Here is a 16649-nt window from a genome sequence, read left to right on the forward strand (position 1 = left end):
GCAATCGTTCCGGGATTCGGCTGGCCGGCACGTCAGCGCGTGCCGCGCGCATCGCTGCGCGCCGTCGCCATCACGCGTCGCGCGAAGGCGCCGGCGTCGCGGCCGCTCCCGTACGTGCCTGTCCGCTCAGCCGCGCGAACGCGGTGAATGCCAGTTGCGTCGCGATGGCCGCGAGCGTGCCGGCCGCCATGCCGTTGCCGAGCACGATCTGCACGGGCGCGCCGAACTGGCGATACAGGTTCGGCACGAGGATCGGCGCCAGGCCGACGACGAGCGCGGCCGCGAGCGTGTACTGGTTGGCGCGCGCATGCAGGTCGACGCCGGCGAGCAGCCGGATGCCCATCACGCCGATCATCGCGAACACGACCAGCGCGGTGCCGCCGACCACGGCGGCCGGAATCGCATACGCGAGCCGTGCGAGCGGCGCGAACAGCGCGATGACGATCAGGATCGCGCCGGCTGCGGCGGTCACGTAGCGCGAGCGCACACCGGTCGTCTGCACGACGCCGATATTCTCGGCGCTGGTCACGATCAGCGGCGTGCCGAACAGCGCGCCGGCCAGCGATGCCAGCGCATCGCCGCGTATCGTCTTCGGCACGTCGCGCGGCAGCGAGATCGTCTTGCCGCACGTTTCGCCGACGGCGACCGTCTGCGCGGTGGCCTCGGCCATCGAGATCGCGGTGAAGATCAGCAGCGGCAGCGCGGCCAGCACGTCGAAGCGCGGCATCCCGAACGGCAGCCACACCGGATGCGTGAACAGCGGGCCGCGCCACACATCGGCGAGCGCGGGCATTGCGTCGAGCGCCCAGCCGAGCGTCGCGCCGGCGATTAGCCCGATCAGCACCGCGAGGCGTCCGAGCGTGCCGCGGAACGCACCCGCGACGACGATGGTGGACACGATCGTCGCGAGCGCGAGACCGAGCGCGCGCGGCTGCGCGAAATCGGCCGCCCCGGGCTGGCCGACGACGATCGTCGCGTAGATCCGGATCAGGTTGACCGACACGAGCAACAGCATCGCGCCGACGACGATGCGTGGAAAGAGCCGCAGGCAGCGCGTGAAGACGGGCAGCAGCACCCAGTAGAACGCGCTCGCGAGCAGCGCCGCGCCGGTCGCGGTCGGCAGGCCCGATTGCGCGGCGATGCCCGCGAACAGCATCGTCGGTGCGCCGCCGGGCACCATCACGAACGGCATGCGCGCGCCGATCGGGCCGGCGCCGAGTGATTGCAGCAGCGTGCCGATGCCGCAGGCGAAGAACGTCGCGCCGATCAGCTGGACCGTCAGGTCGGCCGGCAACGCGAGGACTTTCGCGATCAGGAACACGGCCGTGATCGGGGACGCGGCCATCGACAGCACGTGCTGCAACCCGAACAGCGCGAGCTGCCACGCGGGCAGCCGTGCATCGACGGGCGGAGAGATCGGTTCGTGCGACACGGCAGGCCCCTCGGAAGCGAACGGCGACGATGGCCGGAAACCGGCGGTGAACGGACCGTCAGGTCCGCAGCCAGGGCAACTGTGCGGCGCTGTAGCGGAACGTCTGGAACACGCTGTTCAACTGGCCCGGGCCGGTCTTGCGCGCGGCTTCGTCGGGGTATTCGGCGAACCACGGGATCACGTATTCCCACACGACCTCGCCGGCGGGCGTCACTTCGAACAGCCGGCCCGTCGACGATTCGGTGACGTGCGTGTTGCCGTTCGGCAAGCGCTGCGCGTTGCCCATGAACGGCGTGTAGAACAGGTTCACGACGTCGTCCGCATACGACCACACGACACGCTGCGTCGACGGGTCGATCTCCACGACGCGCGAGAACACGACGTGCGCGCCGTGGCGGAAATTGCCGTTGTCGAACGCGAGGATGTTGCCGTTCGCGAGCGGCACCGGCGCATGCTGGTGCGACACGACGTCGGGCCCGATCCGCAGGTCCACGCGGCCGGTTTCCCGGTTCACGCGGATGATGCCCGACGTCGTGCGCAGGCTCATCAGCACGCGGCCGTTCGCATCGACGCCGAGACCGTTGACGAGCGGCCAGTGATAACGGCCGAAGCCGGCCGCGATCGGGAAATCCTCGGGCCGCAGATGGTCGCGCGCATGCCATTCCCAGACGATCTGCCCGGCCCGGTTCACTTCGCGGATCACGTCCGCGTACATGACCTTGTCGTCGCCGTGCGGCGTCCCGCCCGGCACGCGCCGCGCGAACGCCGCGTCGACCGGTTCGCACGCGGCGTAGAGCAGGTTGCCGTTCGGCAGCCACTGCGCGTCGTGGTGATGCGCGGGATCCTCGTAGCGCCACACGGTTTCGCCCCGCGGCGTGACCTCGTAGAAATCGCCGCCATGCCACATCGACCACGGTGCATAGCGCGATTCGGATTGCGGATGATTGCCGTTGTAGCCGAGGTTGCCGTTCGCGAGGATGACCGCATGGCGGCCGGGGCGCACGGGCATTTTCCAACGGTGCACGACTTCGCCGTCGATGTCGACGAGATAGACGTTGCCGTCGGCCGTCTGCGGCGCGATGAGCGTATAGCCGCCCGCGGACAGCGCGGGATCGTGGGCGATGAGGCCGACGCCGCGGCGGCGCTGGGTGATCTGGTCGACGGTCGTCACTGCGGTCTCCATTCGAATCGGACACGGGGATGCAGCGAAATCTAGACGATCCGGGCGGTCAGTAAAATCGGATTATTCTTGACGGCCTGTTCGGAAAAATCTAACGGTACCCTCATGCGTTCGATATCGCAGACATTCCGCTGTTTCGACGAAGTCGCGCGACGCGGCTCGATTCGCAAGGCGGCCGACGCGCTGCACCTGACCGCTGCCGCGGTGCACCAGCAGATCCGCAATCTCGAGGAGCAGGTCGGCGTGCCGCTGTTCGACCGGCTGCCGCGTGGCATGCAGCTGACGCTCGCCGGCGAGATCGTCATCGCGGCCGTACGGCGCGGCCAGCGCGACTTCGACAACGCACTGACGCAGGTTGAAGACCTGCGCGCGTTGCGGCGCGGGCACGTGAACCTGGCGGTGCCCGCATCGACGGCCGAACAGCTCGTGCCCGACGCGATCCTCGCCGCGATGCAGCGTTATCCGGGCGTCACGTACAGCGTGCGCTCGGGAAACGGCGAGAGCATCGTGCGCTGGGTCGAGACGGGCGAGGCCGATATCGGTTATGCGCTGCGCCGGCGCACGGCGCCGGGCGTCGTCGAGGTGCGCGCGTTCGCGCAGCCGCTGGGTGTCGTCACGGCGCCCGGCCATCCGCTGGCATCGACCGTCGGCAAGGTGCGGCTGCGCGACTGCTTCGCGCATCCGCTGATCCTGATGACGCCCGACACGGAACTGCGCGCGATGTTCGACCAGATCGACGCGCGGCAGCCGCGCACCGTGCGGCCGCTGGTCGAGACCGGATCGGTGCCGATGGTGCGGCGCCTCGCGGCCGAAGGCGCGGGTGTCGGCTTCCTGATCGCGGAGAACGTCGCTGACGACGTGGCCGCTGGCCGGCTGGCCTGGACGCCGCTCGCGGATGCGGGCGCGCGCTCGTTCAGCTGCATCTACCAGCGGGCGGACATGAGTGCGACCGTCGCGATGACGATGTTTCTCGAATTTTTCTCCGCGGCGATCGACGCGATGGAGAGCGGTTTCGCGCGTGACTGCGGGGCGGCCGGCAAGCGGCGCCGGGCGCCAAAGTAACGGAAACGGCATCGGCCATGCGCCCGCATGGCGATGCCGTGCAACAAGCGAATCGCATGCCGGTTCAGCGAAGTTGCACACACAACGGCCGGTCGCATCACGTCTTTTCCTTATTGCGGAAAAAATTTTGTTCATGGGACTATCGAACGCGTTGCCCGCGCACCGAGGGGGTCGCAGGCAGCGAGACGCCCATCGCAACGAACGACAAGAACATCGACACAATGAAAAAACCGGCGATTTTCCCGTATGCATCCGCGTTGCTCGCAGCCGCCATGATGACGGCCTGCGGCGGCAACGACATCGAAACCGATGCGGGCTCCACGACGACACCCACGGCCGACACGAGTTGTCTCGCGATCGACAACAGCGGCTCGACGGTTGTCGTGGGCTCGAACCAGCCGGGCGATCCGTCGCTGCCGGAAGCGTCGTCGGGTTATCGCACGGGGATGAAGCCCGTCTATGCGAAAACGTACCTGGTGGCCACGTCGAACGCGTACGCGAGCGCGGCCGGTTGCGCGGTGCTGAAGAAAGGCGGCACGGCCGCCGACGCGGCGGTCGCCGTGCAGGCCGTGCTCGGCCTGACGGTGCCCGAGGCGACGGGCCTCGGGTCGGGCGGCGTGCTGCTCTACTATGATGCGCGCGGCAAGACGCTGCAGGCGTACGACGGCCGCGAAACCGCACCGGCCGCCGCGACGGAGAACTACCTGCGATACGTCGACGACGCGACCGACCAGTCGGCACCGCAACCGAACGCGCGCGCAAGCGGCCGCTCGATCGGCACGATCGGTGTGCCGCGGCTCATCGAGGCGCTGCAGCAGGATCACGGCCGCTTGCCGTGGCAGGGCCTGTTCGGCGACGCGATCACGCTTGCGACCAACGGCTTTCCGATCGGCGGCCGGCTCGCCGACGCGATCGCGGCGAACGCCGCGAACCTGAAGCGCGACGCCGAGGCCGCCGCGTATTTCCTGAACGCCGACGGTTCGCCGAAGACGCTCGGCACCGTGCTGAAGAATCCCGCTTACGCCCATACGCTGACGCTGATGGCGCAGTCGGGCGCGAACGCGCTGTACACGGGGCAGATTGCGCAGGACATCGTTGCGAAGATCGCGACGACGAAGGGCGCGGACGGCTCGACGCTCACGCCGGGCAAGACGACCGTCGCGGATCTGGCTGCGTATCAGGCGAAGCGTCGCGAACCGGTGTGCACGACTTATCGCAACTACTGGGTATGCGGGATGCCGCCGCCGTCGTCGGGCGGCATCGCGGTTGCGTCGGCGCTCGGCATACTCGAAAACTTCGACCTGAAGTCGCTGAAGCCGACCGCGATCGATCTCGAAGGCGGCAAGCCGACCGTCGCGGGCGTACATCTCGTCACCGAGGCCGAACGGCTCGCGTATGCCGATCGCGACAAGTACGTGGCCGATACGGACTTCGTGCCGCTGCCGGGCGGCACGTGGGACACGATGCTGAACAAGCCGTACCTGAAATCGCGCGCGGCGCTGATCGACACGAGCAAGAGCATGGGCACCGCGCAGCCCGGCAATCTCGGCGCGGTGCCGCTCGGCGTCGACACGACGCTGATCGAGCACGGCACGAACCAGTTCACGATCGTCGACGGCGACGGCAACGTGTTGAGCGCGACGACGACGGTCGAATCGAGCATGGGCTCGTTCCACATGACCAACGGCTTCCTGCTGAACAACCAGCTGACCGACTTTTCCGCGAACCCGGTCGACAGCGCCGGCAATCCGGTGGCCAACCGCCTGCAGCCGGGCAAGCGGCCGCGCAGCTCGATGGCGCCGACGATCGTGTTCGGGCAGGCCGCGGACGGCTCGCGCGGCGATTTCGTGATGGCGACCGGTTCGCCGGGCGGCGGCACCATTCCGCAATACGTGGTCAAGACGCTCGTCGGCGCGCTCGACTGGGGCCTCGATGCGCAGCAGTCCGCGGGGCTCGTCGATTTCGGCGCGAGCAACAGCCCGACGACCACGATCGGTGCCGAGCATCCGAACGTCAACACCGCGAACAACGGGGCGAACGATCCGCTGATCACGGGGCTGCTCGCGCTCGGGCACAAGGTGTCGACGTCCGCGCAGGCGAGCGGCGTCAACACGGTGATGCGCGTGACGGTCGGCCAGTCGCCCGCGTTGCAGGGCGGCACCGATCCGCGTCGCGAAGGCGTCGTGCTCGGCGATACGTTCCGGCCGTAATTCGACGGAACACGCGCGGCTCCGATCTGCCTGTTTCTGCCGACAGGCGCTCGGGGCCGCGCGTCGTGAAGGAGTCGCAATGACGAACGCGCATCTGCTTGAAATGGACGCAATCCTGTCGGCGCCGGGCTTTTTCGATTTCCTCGGCGACGTCGATTGCGACCGCGCGCTGGACAGTCGCGACGCCGACCCGTTCGATGCGCAGTGGATGGCGGCATTCGATGCGATCGACGGCGATCCGGGTGCCGCGATCGATACGCCGGCCGTGAATGCGTTGCGCGAAAAGGCGTACAAGTTCGCCTTCAGCGCATCGGGCAACGCCGATGTGGCGGCGTGCGTGTCCGACGACATCGAACTGATTGCGAGGAGCCGGTTGTCGGGCCGTACCGACGGCTGGCCAATACACATCCTTTGGGATGCTTATAAAAATGGCCGGTTTCCCTGCTAGCCGTTTCACCTGCCTGGTTGCCCGATGCGTGATGGTCGGGTAGATCTCCATCGCGACGCGACCCGCGCCGCACGTCACCGCGTCTGCATCCGCCCGCCTGCAAATACCTCCGTCGTTTCGTCGCAAGCCCCCGATTGTCAAACTATGTGAGTCAATCGTCAGCATTTGCAACGGAAGTAACAGTCCCCGCAATTCAATCGTTTTGCACGCCGGCGCCGCTACATTAGCTCCACCTGCCGCACGTCGCGGCGAGGCATGCGACAAGCCGCCCGGAGGCGGCTCGCAGCAACAACGTCTTTGGGGAGAATGACCATGAACAAGATTCGTACGATTCTGCTGGGTGCCGCACTGACCGCGATGGCGACTTCGGCTGCGTTTGCACAGACGGCCCAGACCGGCGCCGAGGGTTCCGCAGGCGTTGGCGCACAGGTTCAGACGCCGCTGCTCGGCGGCGGCGTGGGCGTGCAGGCTGGCGCCGGCGCGAACGCGGCAGGCTCGGGTTCGGGCGCGGGCCACCTCGTCGGCGGTGCACTGAACGGCGTCGGCAAGACGGTCGGCGGCGTCGGCTCGGCAGCCGGCAATGCGGTTGGCGGCGCGACGCATGCGGTGGGTTCGGCAGCGGGTGCGGCGAAAGATGCCGCGGCATCGACCGTGCACGCGACGAAGTCGCACGTGAAGCACGTCGCAGGCACGGCGAAGAGCCACGCGCAAGGCGCGGTGTCGACGGCAGGCGATGTCGCGGGCGGCGCGAAGGCGAAGGCCGGCGAAGCGCTCGACGGCGCGGCGAATTCGGCGCAGGGCGGCGCATCGATCGGCCTGAAGGGTTCGGCGTCGGCACAAGGCGGCGCGCTGTAAGCGACACGTTTCCCGTCACGGCCCGGCCCGCTTCGTTGCGGGCCGGGCCGTTTTTTTATGGGCGCGCGGCCCCTGCCCATTGCCCGCCCGTCATGCTTAAATAGCGGGGCTCCCGGTTGCCGGGCCGCCGCGACGGCAGCGGCCGATCCGGGCAAGCATGTCCGATCGACATCGTGACGACAGACGAAACCAAAAACGCCGTTCCGGCTCGCCCGGCGCGGTCCGATAACATTCCGAGGCATCACGTCATGACCATCCTGTTCCGTCTTCTCGCGCTCGCCTGCGCGCTCTGGCTGGCCGCCTGTGCGGCACCGCCGTCGCCATCCGCCAGTACCGGCGCGTCCGCCGCCGCGCCGCAGGCGCCGGACGCCAGCGAACGCCGCGGGCTCGGCACCGCGTGGGGTGAGTCGGTGCGATCCGAAACCCGCAATGTCGAATTCGAACGCGCGGATCCGGCGAAGCCGACGGATCTCGCATCGGTCTACTACAACGATGCGTTGCCCGGACATCCTCCCGCCGCCCAGGTTCGCCGGTTGCCGACCCGCGTCGCACTCGCGAACGGCGACATCGCGCTGTCGTTTACCGACGAAAAGGGCGCGCCGCTGCGTCTTGCGCGCAGCAACGGCCGCTGGCACATGGCGGGCGTCGAGGGTTCGCGCTACATGATGGTGCTGCGTAACCAGGGACGTCGCACGTTCGAAGTCGTGTCGACGGTCGACGGGCTCGACGTGCTGTCGGGGCGGCCGGGCAGCTATACGAACGGCGGTTACGTGCTGTACCCGGGCCGCACGCTGACGATCGAGGGCTTCCGCAAGAGCCGCGACGAAGTCGCTGCGTTCCGTTTCGCGGCGGTGCCCGACAGTTATGTCGCGAACGCGAAGTACGGCGATACCGCGAACGTCGGCGTGATCGGCGTCGCGCTGTTCGCGCAGAAGGGGAGCGACGAGGAAGCGTTGCGCCGCAACGCGAATCCGTTCCCCGGCAACGACAACGGCTTTGCGCCGCCGCCCGTACCGCGCGGCGAGTGACGGCACGTGGCGAAGCGCATCGCGTTCGTCGCAACGAACGACGCATGCGGTGCGCGCCTGAAACGACACTGCCCGGTCTGCATGCCGGCGCATACGACGACCTCCAGGACACTTCTGCGCGATCCATGCGGACACGAAATAGCCCGACGATATCGGTTGCGTTGAAGGCCGCGGCGCTGGCGCTGCTGGCCGCGAATGCCGCCGTTGCATGCGCCGAAACACCGGCGCCCGAATCGGTGCTGCTCGCGAATGGTCATGCGATCGAATGGGCGCGCCCGAGGTTGCTCGAGGTCGACGCGGCCCGCCACCGGACCTCCGTGCTGAGCGTGCCGACCGCGCTTCGGCGCGCCCTTGCCGATGCATCGAGCGTCGCGTTCCCGTCGGATCGTTCGAAGCGGATCGACGGCAACGACTATGTGCTGGTCGTCGTCAACCGCTCGTCAAGCAGCCGTCCGACCGGGTATTGCGGCGCGGGCGAAGAAGGGGCGCTGTACGTGCTGGAACTGCGCGGCACCCGCGCGGTGCCGCGCTTTTCGTTGCCCGTGCAAAGCTGTCTCGACTCCGTTTCGCTCGAAACCGATGGCGGCACGCAATCGCCGTATCGGGCGATCGCGTGGCGCGACGCACCGGCCGGCCTCGACATCCGGTGGGAATATCTCGCGCACGGCGGCGCAACGCATCGCGTCTATCGTTTCGTGAACGGCACGTTTGCCGAAGTCGAGGTTCCGGAGTAACGCGGTCGTGCTGCGGCACAATGGCCGTTCGAATTCGCATCGCGTGCTTCCCCACCATCCGGATCGACGGAGAACCGCATGTCGTTACCCGCTTTCAGGTACCATCCCGACCCGCTGGCAACGGGCAGCGTGATCCGCTCGGACGCGCGCTGCGTGTGCTGCGGCGATGCGCGCGGTTACGTCTACACCGGCCCCGTGTACGCGGTCGACGAGTACGAGCAGTGCATCTGTCCGTGGTGCATTGCCGACGGCTCGGCGCAAACGCAGCTCGATGCAAGCTTTACCGATACGTATGGCATTGGTGGCGGCGAATGGGACGAGGTGCCCGAAGCGGTCGTCGACGAGATTGCCTGCCGCACGCCGGGTTTTCAGGGCTGGCAGCAGGAACGGTGGTGGACGCATTGCGGCGATGGCGCGCAATTCATCGGCCGCGCGGGCGCTGACGAACTGACGGCGCTCGGCCCGCAGGCCGTCGCGTCGATCCGGGCGTCGACCGGGCTCGACGACGGTGCCGAGTGGCAGCGTTTTTTCGCCGCGCTCGACAAGGACGGCTCGCCGACCGCGTATGTGTTTCGTTGCGTCCATTGCGGCGAACTCGGCGGCTATCAGGATTGCGATTGACGGCCGGTCCGCGTCATCGTCATGAAACAGAGGAATCTTCGTGAAGTTCATCCACGCGGCAGACATTCACCTTGACAGCCCGTTGCACGGCCTGAGCGCGTATCCCGACGCGCCGGCCGCGCAGTTGCGCAACGCGTCGCGCGAGGCGCTGCGGCAGCTCGTGGATCGTGCGATCGAAGAGGAAGTCGCATTCCTCGTGATCGCCGGCGACCTGTACGACGGCGACTGGAAGGATCACAACACGGGCATCTTCTTCGGCCAGCAGATGGGGCGTCTGCGCAAGGCCGGCATTCGCGCATTCGTTCTCGGTGGCAATCACGATGCCGAAAGCGAGATGACGAAGAAGCTGACGTTGCCCGACAACGTCACCGTGTTCGGCCACCGCAAGCCGGAAACCGTCAAGCTGCCGGAATTCGACGTCGCGCTGCACGGGCAGAGCTTCAAGGACAAGGCCGTCGTCGACAATCTCGCGATCGCCTATCCGGACCCGGTGCCCGGCTACTACAACATCGGCGTGCTGCACACCGCGCTCGAAGGCTACGCGGCGCACGCGAACTATGCGCCGTGCACGTTGGCCGAACTGCATGCAAAGGGTTACGACTACTGGGCGCTTGGCCACGTGCACGAATTCCAGCAATGGTCGGGGCCGTCCACCGTCGTGTTTCCCGGCAACCTGCAGGGGCGCCATATCCGCGAGACGGGCCGCCGCGGTGCGGTGCTCGTGACGGTCGAGCAAGGCCGCACGCAGGTCGAGCGCCTGTATCTCGACGTGCTGCGCTGGGAAGCGGTGTCGGTCGACGCGTCCGACTGCTTCACGGTCGCCGACCTGTCGAGAAAGATCGGCCAGTCGCTGGAGGCGCTGCTGACCGTCGACGGCCACGTGCCGCGCGCGGTGCGCGTGACGGTCACGGGGCGCACGCCCGCGCACGGCCTCTTTTTCGGCCGCGCGCCGCAGTTGCGCGCGGAGGTGCTGAACCAGGTCGGCATCATCGGCAATGAACGGCTGTGGCTCGAGAAGGTCCGGCTCGCGACATCCGCTGCCGATCATCAGCAGGGCGAGAGCGAGCAGCTCGAAGCGCTGGAGGACCTGAAGCAGATTCTGGCCGACGCCGCGCACGATCCTGATTTCCTCGCGCTGCTCGAACGCGACCTGAAGCCGTTCGTCGGCAAGATGCGCAGCGACGTGAAGGAGGAAGTGCCGTTGCTGACGATGGCGCGCGCGGGCGAGCTCACCGCGCTGGTCGAGCAGGTCGGTCCCGCGTTGCTCGCGCGGCTGGCACGGGGGGAGTAAGCGATGCGCATCAATCAACTCGATCTGATCAAGTACGGCAAGTTCACCGACGAGACGCTGCGTTTCCCGTCGGCCGGCGAGGATTTTCATGTGATCGTGGGGCCGAACGAGGCCGGCAAGTCGACGATCCGCACGGCCGTGTCGGAGCTGCTGTTCGGGATGAAACTGCAGACGCCGCTCGACTTCCTGCACAGCACCCCCGAGTTGCGAATCGGCGGCGTGTTGGAGAACGGTACGGGTGAATATGCGTTCCACCGTGCGCGCGGGCGCAGTCCGCTGCGCACACCTGCCGACGACAAGCTGCCCGACGACTATCTGGCCGCCCTCCTCGACGGCGCGACGCGCGAATTCTTCGAGCAGATGTTCGGGCTCGATCACGGGCGGCTGGTTGACGGCGGCCGCAGCATTCTCGATGCATCCGACAAGCTCGGCCAGGTGCTGTTCGAATCGGCCGCCGGGGTCGGCAGTCTTGGGCCGGTGCGGGAGGAGCTCGACGCGCGTTCGGTCGAGCTGTGGGCGCCGCGTCGTAGCGGCAGCGCGTTTGCGCTGGCCGAAACCTTGTTCACCGAAGCCGTGACCGAGCTGAAGACGGTCCAGGTGCGCACGCGCGACTGGGTCGATCGCAAGGACGCGCGCGAAGCGGTCGAACAGCAGATCGAGCAGGCGCGCGCGGAGCAGCGTCGGCTTGAAGCGCTGCGTTCGAAGCTCGAACGCGTGCGGCGGCTCGCGCCGTACCTGAAGGAGCTGACGGTCAAGGATGCGGCGCTGGCCGAACTGGGCGCGGTCGTCGAGTTGCCGCCGACCGCGTATGCGGACCTGCTGAAAGCGCAGGGCGATCTCGCGGCGGAGCAAAAGGTCCTCGAGGAACGGCGTGCCGACCTGCTCGCCAAACGGCAGGCGCGCGATGCGATCGACGCCGATGCAGACACGCTCGCGCTCGAAGCCGATATCGAAGCGCTCGATCGGCTGCGCGGCGCCTGCATGAATCACGCGCAGGATCTGCTGCTGCTCGGCGCGGATGTCGAGCGGCACCTGTCCGCCGCGTTTTCGTCGGCCGCCCAGCTCGACTGGCCGACCGACGAAGCGTCGCTGCGTGCGTCGCTGCCGACGGCGCTGTCGCTGAAGACCGTCGCGAACCTGTTGCGCGAACACGGCGCGCTGCACCAGGCGCTCGCCGGCGCGCGCGAATCGCTCGACGAACGCACGCGCGAGCTTGCGCAGGTGCGCGAGCAACAGGCGCGCGTGTCGACCGTCGACGTGCCGGAAGCGCTGCGCGCGGCGCTCGCCGATGCACAAGGTTTTCGCAGCAGTGGCCAGCGCGAGCAGGTGCTCGACAGTGAAATCGCTGCCGCCGAGCGGACGCTGTCCGGCGCGCTCGATGCGCTCGGCCAGTGGCGTATGCCGGTCGACACGCTGCGCGCGCTCGACGTGCCGTCGGCGGCGCGGCTTGGCGTGCTGCTCAAGGAAGAAAGCGAGCATGCAAGCGCGGCTGCCGCCGCGCGCGATGCGCGAGATGGCGCGCTCGAAGAGCTCGAGCGGCTCGAACTGCAGGAGAAGCATTTCGCGGAGAACCACAAGGTCGTCACGACCGCGGACGTGCTGGCAGCGCGTGCGCGACGCGACGGTGCATGGGGCGATATCCGCAGCGGTGCTGTCGACCTCGCAGCAGGCGCACCGGCGGTCGACGACGCGATTCGCCTAGCCGACGAACTCGTCGATGCGCAGCTTGGCGCGACGCAGGCGGCGGCGACGCTGCAATCGCTGCGTCAGCAGGTTGAAGCCGCGCGGGCTGGCGTGACGCGCAGGCAGGCTGCGTCGAACGAGCGCGAGCGCGAGTTGGCCGCGCATCGCGACGCATGGGCCGCGCTCGCGACGCAGGCCGCGGTGCCCGGCATGCCGCTGGCGGCGATGGGCGACTGGCTCGCGAAGCGCGACACGGTGTTCGCCGCGCAGGTCGATTTCGACCGTCAGCGCCGCGAGTTCGACACGATTCGTGCGGCACGGGCCGGTGCCGAAGCCGCGCTGCGTGCGGCACTGCATACCGTGTCGCGCGGCGGCGAGTCGGACGGACTCGCCGCGCTCGTCGCGATCGCCGAGACCTTCGTGCAGTCGGCCGAGAAAGCGATCGCGCAGAAGGACAGCCTCGAGGATCGCGCGCGGGAAGCCGAACGCGGATCCGCGACGGCACAGTCGCGGGCCGACCACGCGCAGACGGCTTACGATGCGTGGCACGCGCAATGGCGCGACGCGCTGGCCGACGCGAAACTGTCCGCGAGCGCGGTGACGCTGGCCGCGGCGGAAGGCGCGCTCGGGCTCGCGAACGCGGTGACCGCCGAACTGGCCGATGCGGACGCGCCGCGCAACCGGATCGCCGCGATCCGCGCGGAGCTGGCCGCGCTCGAGGCCGGCGCGCGGCGGCTTGCCGAAGCGCTTGCGCCGGAATGGCTGACGAGCGGCGACTGGCCGGACGTTGCGCGCCGATTGACGATGCGCCTCGCGGCCGCCAGGGAAATCGCGCGCGCGATCGGGCGTGCCGACGAGGCCGCGCGGCAGGCCGACGGCAAGGTCGCGGATGCGGCCGCCGCGGTGGCCGGTGCCGATGCGCGCATCCAGCCGCTGCTTCAACTGGCTGGCGTCACGTCGATCGACGCGGCGTTGCCGCTGGCCGAGCGCTCGGATCGCCAGCGCCAGCTGCGGCAAGCGGTCGATGCCGCGTACGAGGCGCTGGTGCGCGACGGCGACGGCCTGTCCCGGTCCGCCGTCGAGGCCGAGGTCGCGGAACAGGACATTGTCGACGTGCCGGCGCACCTCGAAGCGGTGAAGCAGTCGCTGGGCGATGTCGGCAAGCGGCTGAACGAGCTCGCGCAGCAGCAGGTCGTGGCCGACCAGGCGTTCGGCGCGATCGACGGCCAGGCGAATGCGGCCGTCGCCGAGTCGAAGCGGCAGGAAGCGCTGGCGGCGATGGGCGATGCGGCCGAGCAGTATCTGGAGGCGGCCACCGCGAGCCGGTTGCTGAAGTGGGCGACGGATCGCTATCGCGACCAGAAGCAGGGGCCGATGCTCCGGCGGGCGGGCGAAATCTTCGCCGGGCTCACGCTCGGCGAATTCGCGAAGCTGACCGTCGATACCGAACGGACGCCGCCCGCGCTGTATGCGCGGCGCACGAAGGGAACGTCGGTCGAGGTCGCCGGGTTGAGCGAAGGGACGCGCGACCAGTTATTCCTCGCGCTGCGGATCGCGGCGCTGGAGCTGCAGCTCGGCAGCAGGACCGCGCTGCCGTTCGTTGCCGACGATCTGTTCATCAACTTCGACGATGCGCGCGCGAAGGCCGGGCTCGACGCGCTGCGCGATCTGTCGACGCGAACCCAGGTGCTGTTCCTGACGCACCACGATCACCTGCTGCCGCTCGTGAAGGACGTATTCGGCGCGCGGGTCAACGTGGTCGAGCTGCAGCGCGCGCCGGCCGGCGCGTGATGCGGGGCGCGCACGGATGCCGGCGCACGGGAAGGGTCATCGCGTACAGGTAGTATGTGCGGTTCCGAAATGCCCGCGGCCGGTTCTGCCGGTCGCGGGACTGGCCACACGAGGGGGGAATATGAAAAAGCTGGTAGCCGCCATCGCGTTCGCGGCGGACAAGCATCGCAATCAACGGCGCAAGGACGAAGAGGCGTCGCCGTACATCAATCATCCGATCGCGCTCGCCGACGTGCTGGCCAACGAGGCCGGTGTCGAGGACGAACGCGTGATCGTCGCGGCCGTGCTGCACGACACGGTCGAGGATACCGAGACGACCGAGCAGGAACTGCTGCGGTTGTTCGGCAAGGATGTGGCGGACATCGTGATGGAAGTCACCGACGACAAGTCGTTGCCGAAGGACGAGCGCAAGCGCCTGCAGGTCGAGCATGCGGCGACCATTAGCCGGCGCGCGAAGCTCGTGAAGCTGGCCGACAAGATCTGCAACCTGCGCGACATTGCGCGGCACCCGCCTGCGGACTGGCCGCTCGAGCGCAAGCAGGCGTACTTCGACTGGGCGAAGTCGGTCGTCGACCCGATGCGCGGCGTGCATCCCGGTCTCGAGGCGATCTTCGACACCGCGTACGGCGCACGGCCGGCGGACTGAGGCGCCCGCATGCGATCGGCCCGATCCGTCGGATCCGCCATGCGGCAATCGCCCGTCGTGGCGGGCGTGGATGTGGGCGGCGACAGGAAGCAATGCGATCTCGTGATCCTGCGCGGCTCGACGGTCGTCTGCCGCGAAGCGCGGATCGCGCCCGAGGCGGTGCCGGCGCTGTGTCTCGCACATGACGTCGTGGCCGTCGGCGTCGACGCACCGAGTCTGTGGTGGGCGGGAAGCGGGCGCCGGGCGGCCGAACAGGCGCTCGCGCGCGAACGGATCTCATGCTTTCCGACGCCGTCGCGGGAGCAGGCGATCGCGAGCACGTCCGGCTTCTTCGACTGGATGTTCATGGGAGAGCGCGTCTACCAGGCGCTGGCGGATGCCTATCCGCTGCTGACCGACGCGCGATATGCGGGCGGGCGCGCGAGCTTCGAAACCTATCCTTACGCGATTACCTGCGCGATGCTGGGCAAGGCGGTTGCGTCGGCGAAGCAGAAGCGCAACCAGCGCCGGCAATTGCTGGAGCGACTGGGCATCGACGTGTCGACGCTGCGTTCCGTCGATGCGCGAGACGCGACGCTTTGCGCGCTGACGGCGCAATACGTGATCGATGGGAGCGCGCGTGCGTATGGCGATGCGGAGGGTGGATATATCCGCGTGCCGATCGTGAGCGAGACGATCGTCCTTGACTCACCGTAGTTGCAATGCACGGCCCCGGGGCGGGCGGAGATCGCAGGCTTGTCGTTGCGACAAGGTGAGCTTTTGCGGGAGGTGTGCGGCCGGCCTGGCGACGCAGGTGTCAGGCCGCGATTGTCGGCCGGCACGCATCGGGAATGCCGGCGCACCTGGCATGAAGCCGGCGCGCCGCGCGCTTCCGGGTGGTGCTGCTCAATCCTCGAGGATCGATTTCGGCACGCTGGCCAGATCGCAGGCTTGTGCCTGTTCGAAATAGTCTTCTGCGTCGTCGATCATCACGACCGCGACGTCGATCAACTCATCGAGCCGCTGCAGCAGCGATTCACGCCACTCGATGTCTTCGTCGCGCTCGGGCGTCTTGTCCATCTGCTCGATGATCGAATCGGCCGTCTGCAGGAAAGGAATGGCCTGCTGATAGTTTTCGATCGAGACCATCGCCGCGTTGCGCGCGCCGACGAGCCGTTCGCGATGCTCATCCGCCAGTTCGGATTCACCGCTGATCCGCGGCAATACATCCGAGATGCGTTGCAGAAGCGGCGGGGCCTGTTCTTCGAGCATGATGGCGCGCTCGCGCAGGGCCGAATATTCGTCGCGAAGATCGGCGTCGCCGGATTGAGTGGTGCTGTCCATCGTCGATGTGAGTACGTAGTTCAGTCGCGGCATGATACTCGACCGCGCAAGATCCCTTGTTTGTTCGGCAGATTGGGGTTGCGAGGTCGGTGGAGGGGCGAACGCACGCCGTCGAAGCCGGGAGGCTCGACATCACGTTCGGTGGTCTGACGATTGGTGGGGATGCGAGCCCGGAACGCGGTTGCGCATGCAATGCGGCCGGTCTCTATATATAGGACGAAAGAGCGGTTTGCGTCGCTTCCATGGAGGGCGGCTCGCGCTGCGATGCGCGGCCCATCGAGCCCCAAGCCACCGTGCGCGTCAGCGCACGGTGGCTTTTCAAGATATTTTCACAAAGGGGCTTGC

At 68.0% G+C, this 16649-nt stretch carries 14 protein-coding genes; 11 read left to right on the forward strand and 3 right to left on the reverse strand.

The window, feature by feature from the left end; all coding sequences use genetic code 11:
- Positions 1–70: 70 nt before the first annotated feature.
- Positions 71–1432 carry a uracil-xanthine permease family protein gene (locus tag VL15_RS00800; RefSeq protein WP_048242573.1) on the reverse strand — a complete coding sequence of 454 codons (1362 nt, stop codon included), beginning with the start codon at positions 1430–1432 and terminating at the stop codon, positions 71–73.
- Positions 1433–1490: 58 nt separating this feature from the next.
- Positions 1491–2615 (reverse strand): aryl-sulfate sulfotransferase, encoded by a 1125-nt coding sequence (locus VL15_RS00805; RefSeq protein WP_048242574.1) that lies wholly within the window; start codon positions 2613–2615, stop codon positions 1491–1493.
- A gap of 102 nt (positions 2616–2717) precedes the next feature.
- On the opposite strand from VL15_RS00805, the gene VL15_RS00810 reads away from it, so the two are divergent.
- The 11 genes from VL15_RS00810 (at position 2718) to VL15_RS00860 (ending at position 15677) form a co-directional block, all read left to right on the forward strand.
- Positions 2718–3674 carry a LysR family transcriptional regulator gene (locus VL15_RS00810; RefSeq protein WP_048242575.1) on the forward strand — a complete coding sequence of 319 codons (957 nt, stop codon included), beginning with the start codon at positions 2718–2720 and terminating at the stop codon, positions 3672–3674.
- Positions 3675–3895: 221 nt separating this feature from the next.
- Complete coding sequence (locus tag VL15_RS00815) at positions 3896–5884, forward strand: gamma-glutamyltransferase family protein (protein ID WP_048242576.1); 1989 nt, start codon at positions 3896–3898, stop codon at positions 5882–5884.
- A 79-nt stretch (positions 5885–5963) separates the two neighbouring features.
- Complete coding sequence (locus VL15_RS00820) at positions 5964–6332, forward strand: hypothetical protein (RefSeq protein WP_048242577.1); 369 nt, start codon at positions 5964–5966, stop codon at positions 6330–6332.
- A 312-nt stretch (positions 6333–6644) separates the two neighbouring features.
- Positions 6645–7187, forward strand: a complete 543-nt coding sequence (locus VL15_RS00825) for a hypothetical protein (RefSeq protein WP_048242591.1) — start codon at positions 6645–6647, stop codon at positions 7185–7187.
- Positions 7188–7435: 248 nt separating this feature from the next.
- Positions 7436–8215 carry a hypothetical protein gene (locus tag VL15_RS00830; RefSeq protein WP_048242578.1) on the forward strand — a complete coding sequence of 260 codons (780 nt, stop codon included), beginning with the start codon at positions 7436–7438 and terminating at the stop codon, positions 8213–8215.
- A 125-nt stretch (positions 8216–8340) separates the two neighbouring features.
- The gene (locus VL15_RS00835; protein ID WP_155420092.1) at positions 8341–8949 is read left to right on the forward strand and encodes a hypothetical protein; all 609 of its coding nucleotides are present in this window, start codon (positions 8341–8343) and stop codon (positions 8947–8949) included.
- Between the two features lie 78 nt (positions 8950–9027).
- Positions 9028–9570 (forward strand): CbrC family protein, encoded by a 543-nt coding sequence (locus VL15_RS00840; protein ID WP_048242580.1) that lies wholly within the window; start codon positions 9028–9030, stop codon positions 9568–9570.
- A 40-nt stretch (positions 9571–9610) separates the two neighbouring features.
- Positions 9611–10861: a metallophosphoesterase family protein gene (locus VL15_RS00845; RefSeq protein ID WP_048242581.1), complete on the forward strand. Its 1251-nt coding sequence runs from the start codon at positions 9611–9613 to the stop codon at positions 10859–10861.
- Positions 10862–10864: 3 nt separating this feature from the next.
- On the forward strand, positions 10865–14335 hold the full coding sequence (locus VL15_RS00850) for a YhaN family protein (RefSeq protein WP_048242582.1): 3471 nt from the start codon (positions 10865–10867) through the stop codon (positions 14333–14335).
- Between the two features lie 121 nt (positions 14336–14456).
- A complete protein-coding gene (locus VL15_RS00855) occupies positions 14457–14981 on the forward strand; it encodes an HD domain-containing protein (RefSeq protein ID WP_048242583.1) in 525 nt (174 codons plus the stop codon).
- A gap of 9 nt (positions 14982–14990) precedes the next feature.
- Positions 14991–15677: a DUF429 domain-containing protein gene (locus VL15_RS00860; protein ID WP_048242584.1), complete on the forward strand. Its 687-nt coding sequence runs from the start codon at positions 14991–14993 to the stop codon at positions 15675–15677.
- A 189-nt stretch (positions 15678–15866) separates the two neighbouring features.
- Here VL15_RS00860 and VL15_RS00865 read toward each other — a convergent pair whose 3' ends face one another.
- Positions 15867–16337, reverse strand: a complete 471-nt coding sequence (locus VL15_RS00865; protein ID WP_048242585.1) for an ATPase — start codon at positions 16335–16337, stop codon at positions 15867–15869.
- Positions 16338–16649: the final 312 nt, after the last annotated feature.

The organism is Burkholderia cepacia, assembly GCF_001039005.1.
Lineage (GTDB): Bacteria > Pseudomonadota > Gammaproteobacteria > Burkholderiales > Burkholderiaceae > Burkholderia > Burkholderia theae.

Bases quoted from the DNA above. Each gene is read 5' to 3' on its own strand.
- VL15_RS00855 (WP_048242583.1), top strand. From the start codon at position 14,457: ATGAAAAAGCTGGTAGCCGCCATCGCGTTCGCGGCGGACAAGCATCGC.
- VL15_RS00805 (WP_048242574.1), bottom strand. From the start codon at position 2,615: ATGGAGACCGCAGTGACGACCGTCGACCAGATCACCCAGCGCCGCCGC.
- VL15_RS00860 (WP_048242584.1), top strand. From the start codon at position 14,991: ATGCGATCGGCCCGATCCGTCGGATCCGCCATGCGGCAATCGCCCGTC.
- VL15_RS00840 (WP_048242580.1), top strand. From the start codon at position 9,028: ATGTCGTTACCCGCTTTCAGGTACCATCCCGACCCGCTGGCAACGGGC.
- VL15_RS00820 (WP_048242577.1), top strand. From the start codon at position 5,964: ATGACGAACGCGCATCTGCTTGAAATGGACGCAATCCTGTCGGCGCCG.
- VL15_RS00850 (WP_048242582.1), top strand. From the start codon at position 10,865: ATGCGCATCAATCAACTCGATCTGATCAAGTACGGCAAGTTCACCGAC.
- VL15_RS00815 (WP_048242576.1), top strand. From the start codon at position 3,896: ATGAAAAAACCGGCGATTTTCCCGTATGCATCCGCGTTGCTCGCAGCC.
- VL15_RS00810 (WP_048242575.1), top strand. From the start codon at position 2,718: ATGCGTTCGATATCGCAGACATTCCGCTGTTTCGACGAAGTCGCGCGA.
- VL15_RS00865 (WP_048242585.1), bottom strand. From the start codon at position 16,337: ATGCCGCGACTGAACTACGTACTCACATCGACGATGGACAGCACCACT.
- VL15_RS00830 (WP_048242578.1), top strand. From the start codon at position 7,436: ATGACCATCCTGTTCCGTCTTCTCGCGCTCGCCTGCGCGCTCTGGCTG.
- VL15_RS00825 (WP_048242591.1), top strand. From the start codon at position 6,645: ATGAACAAGATTCGTACGATTCTGCTGGGTGCCGCACTGACCGCGATG.
- VL15_RS00835 (WP_155420092.1), top strand. From the start codon at position 8,341: ATGCGGACACGAAATAGCCCGACGATATCGGTTGCGTTGAAGGCCGCG.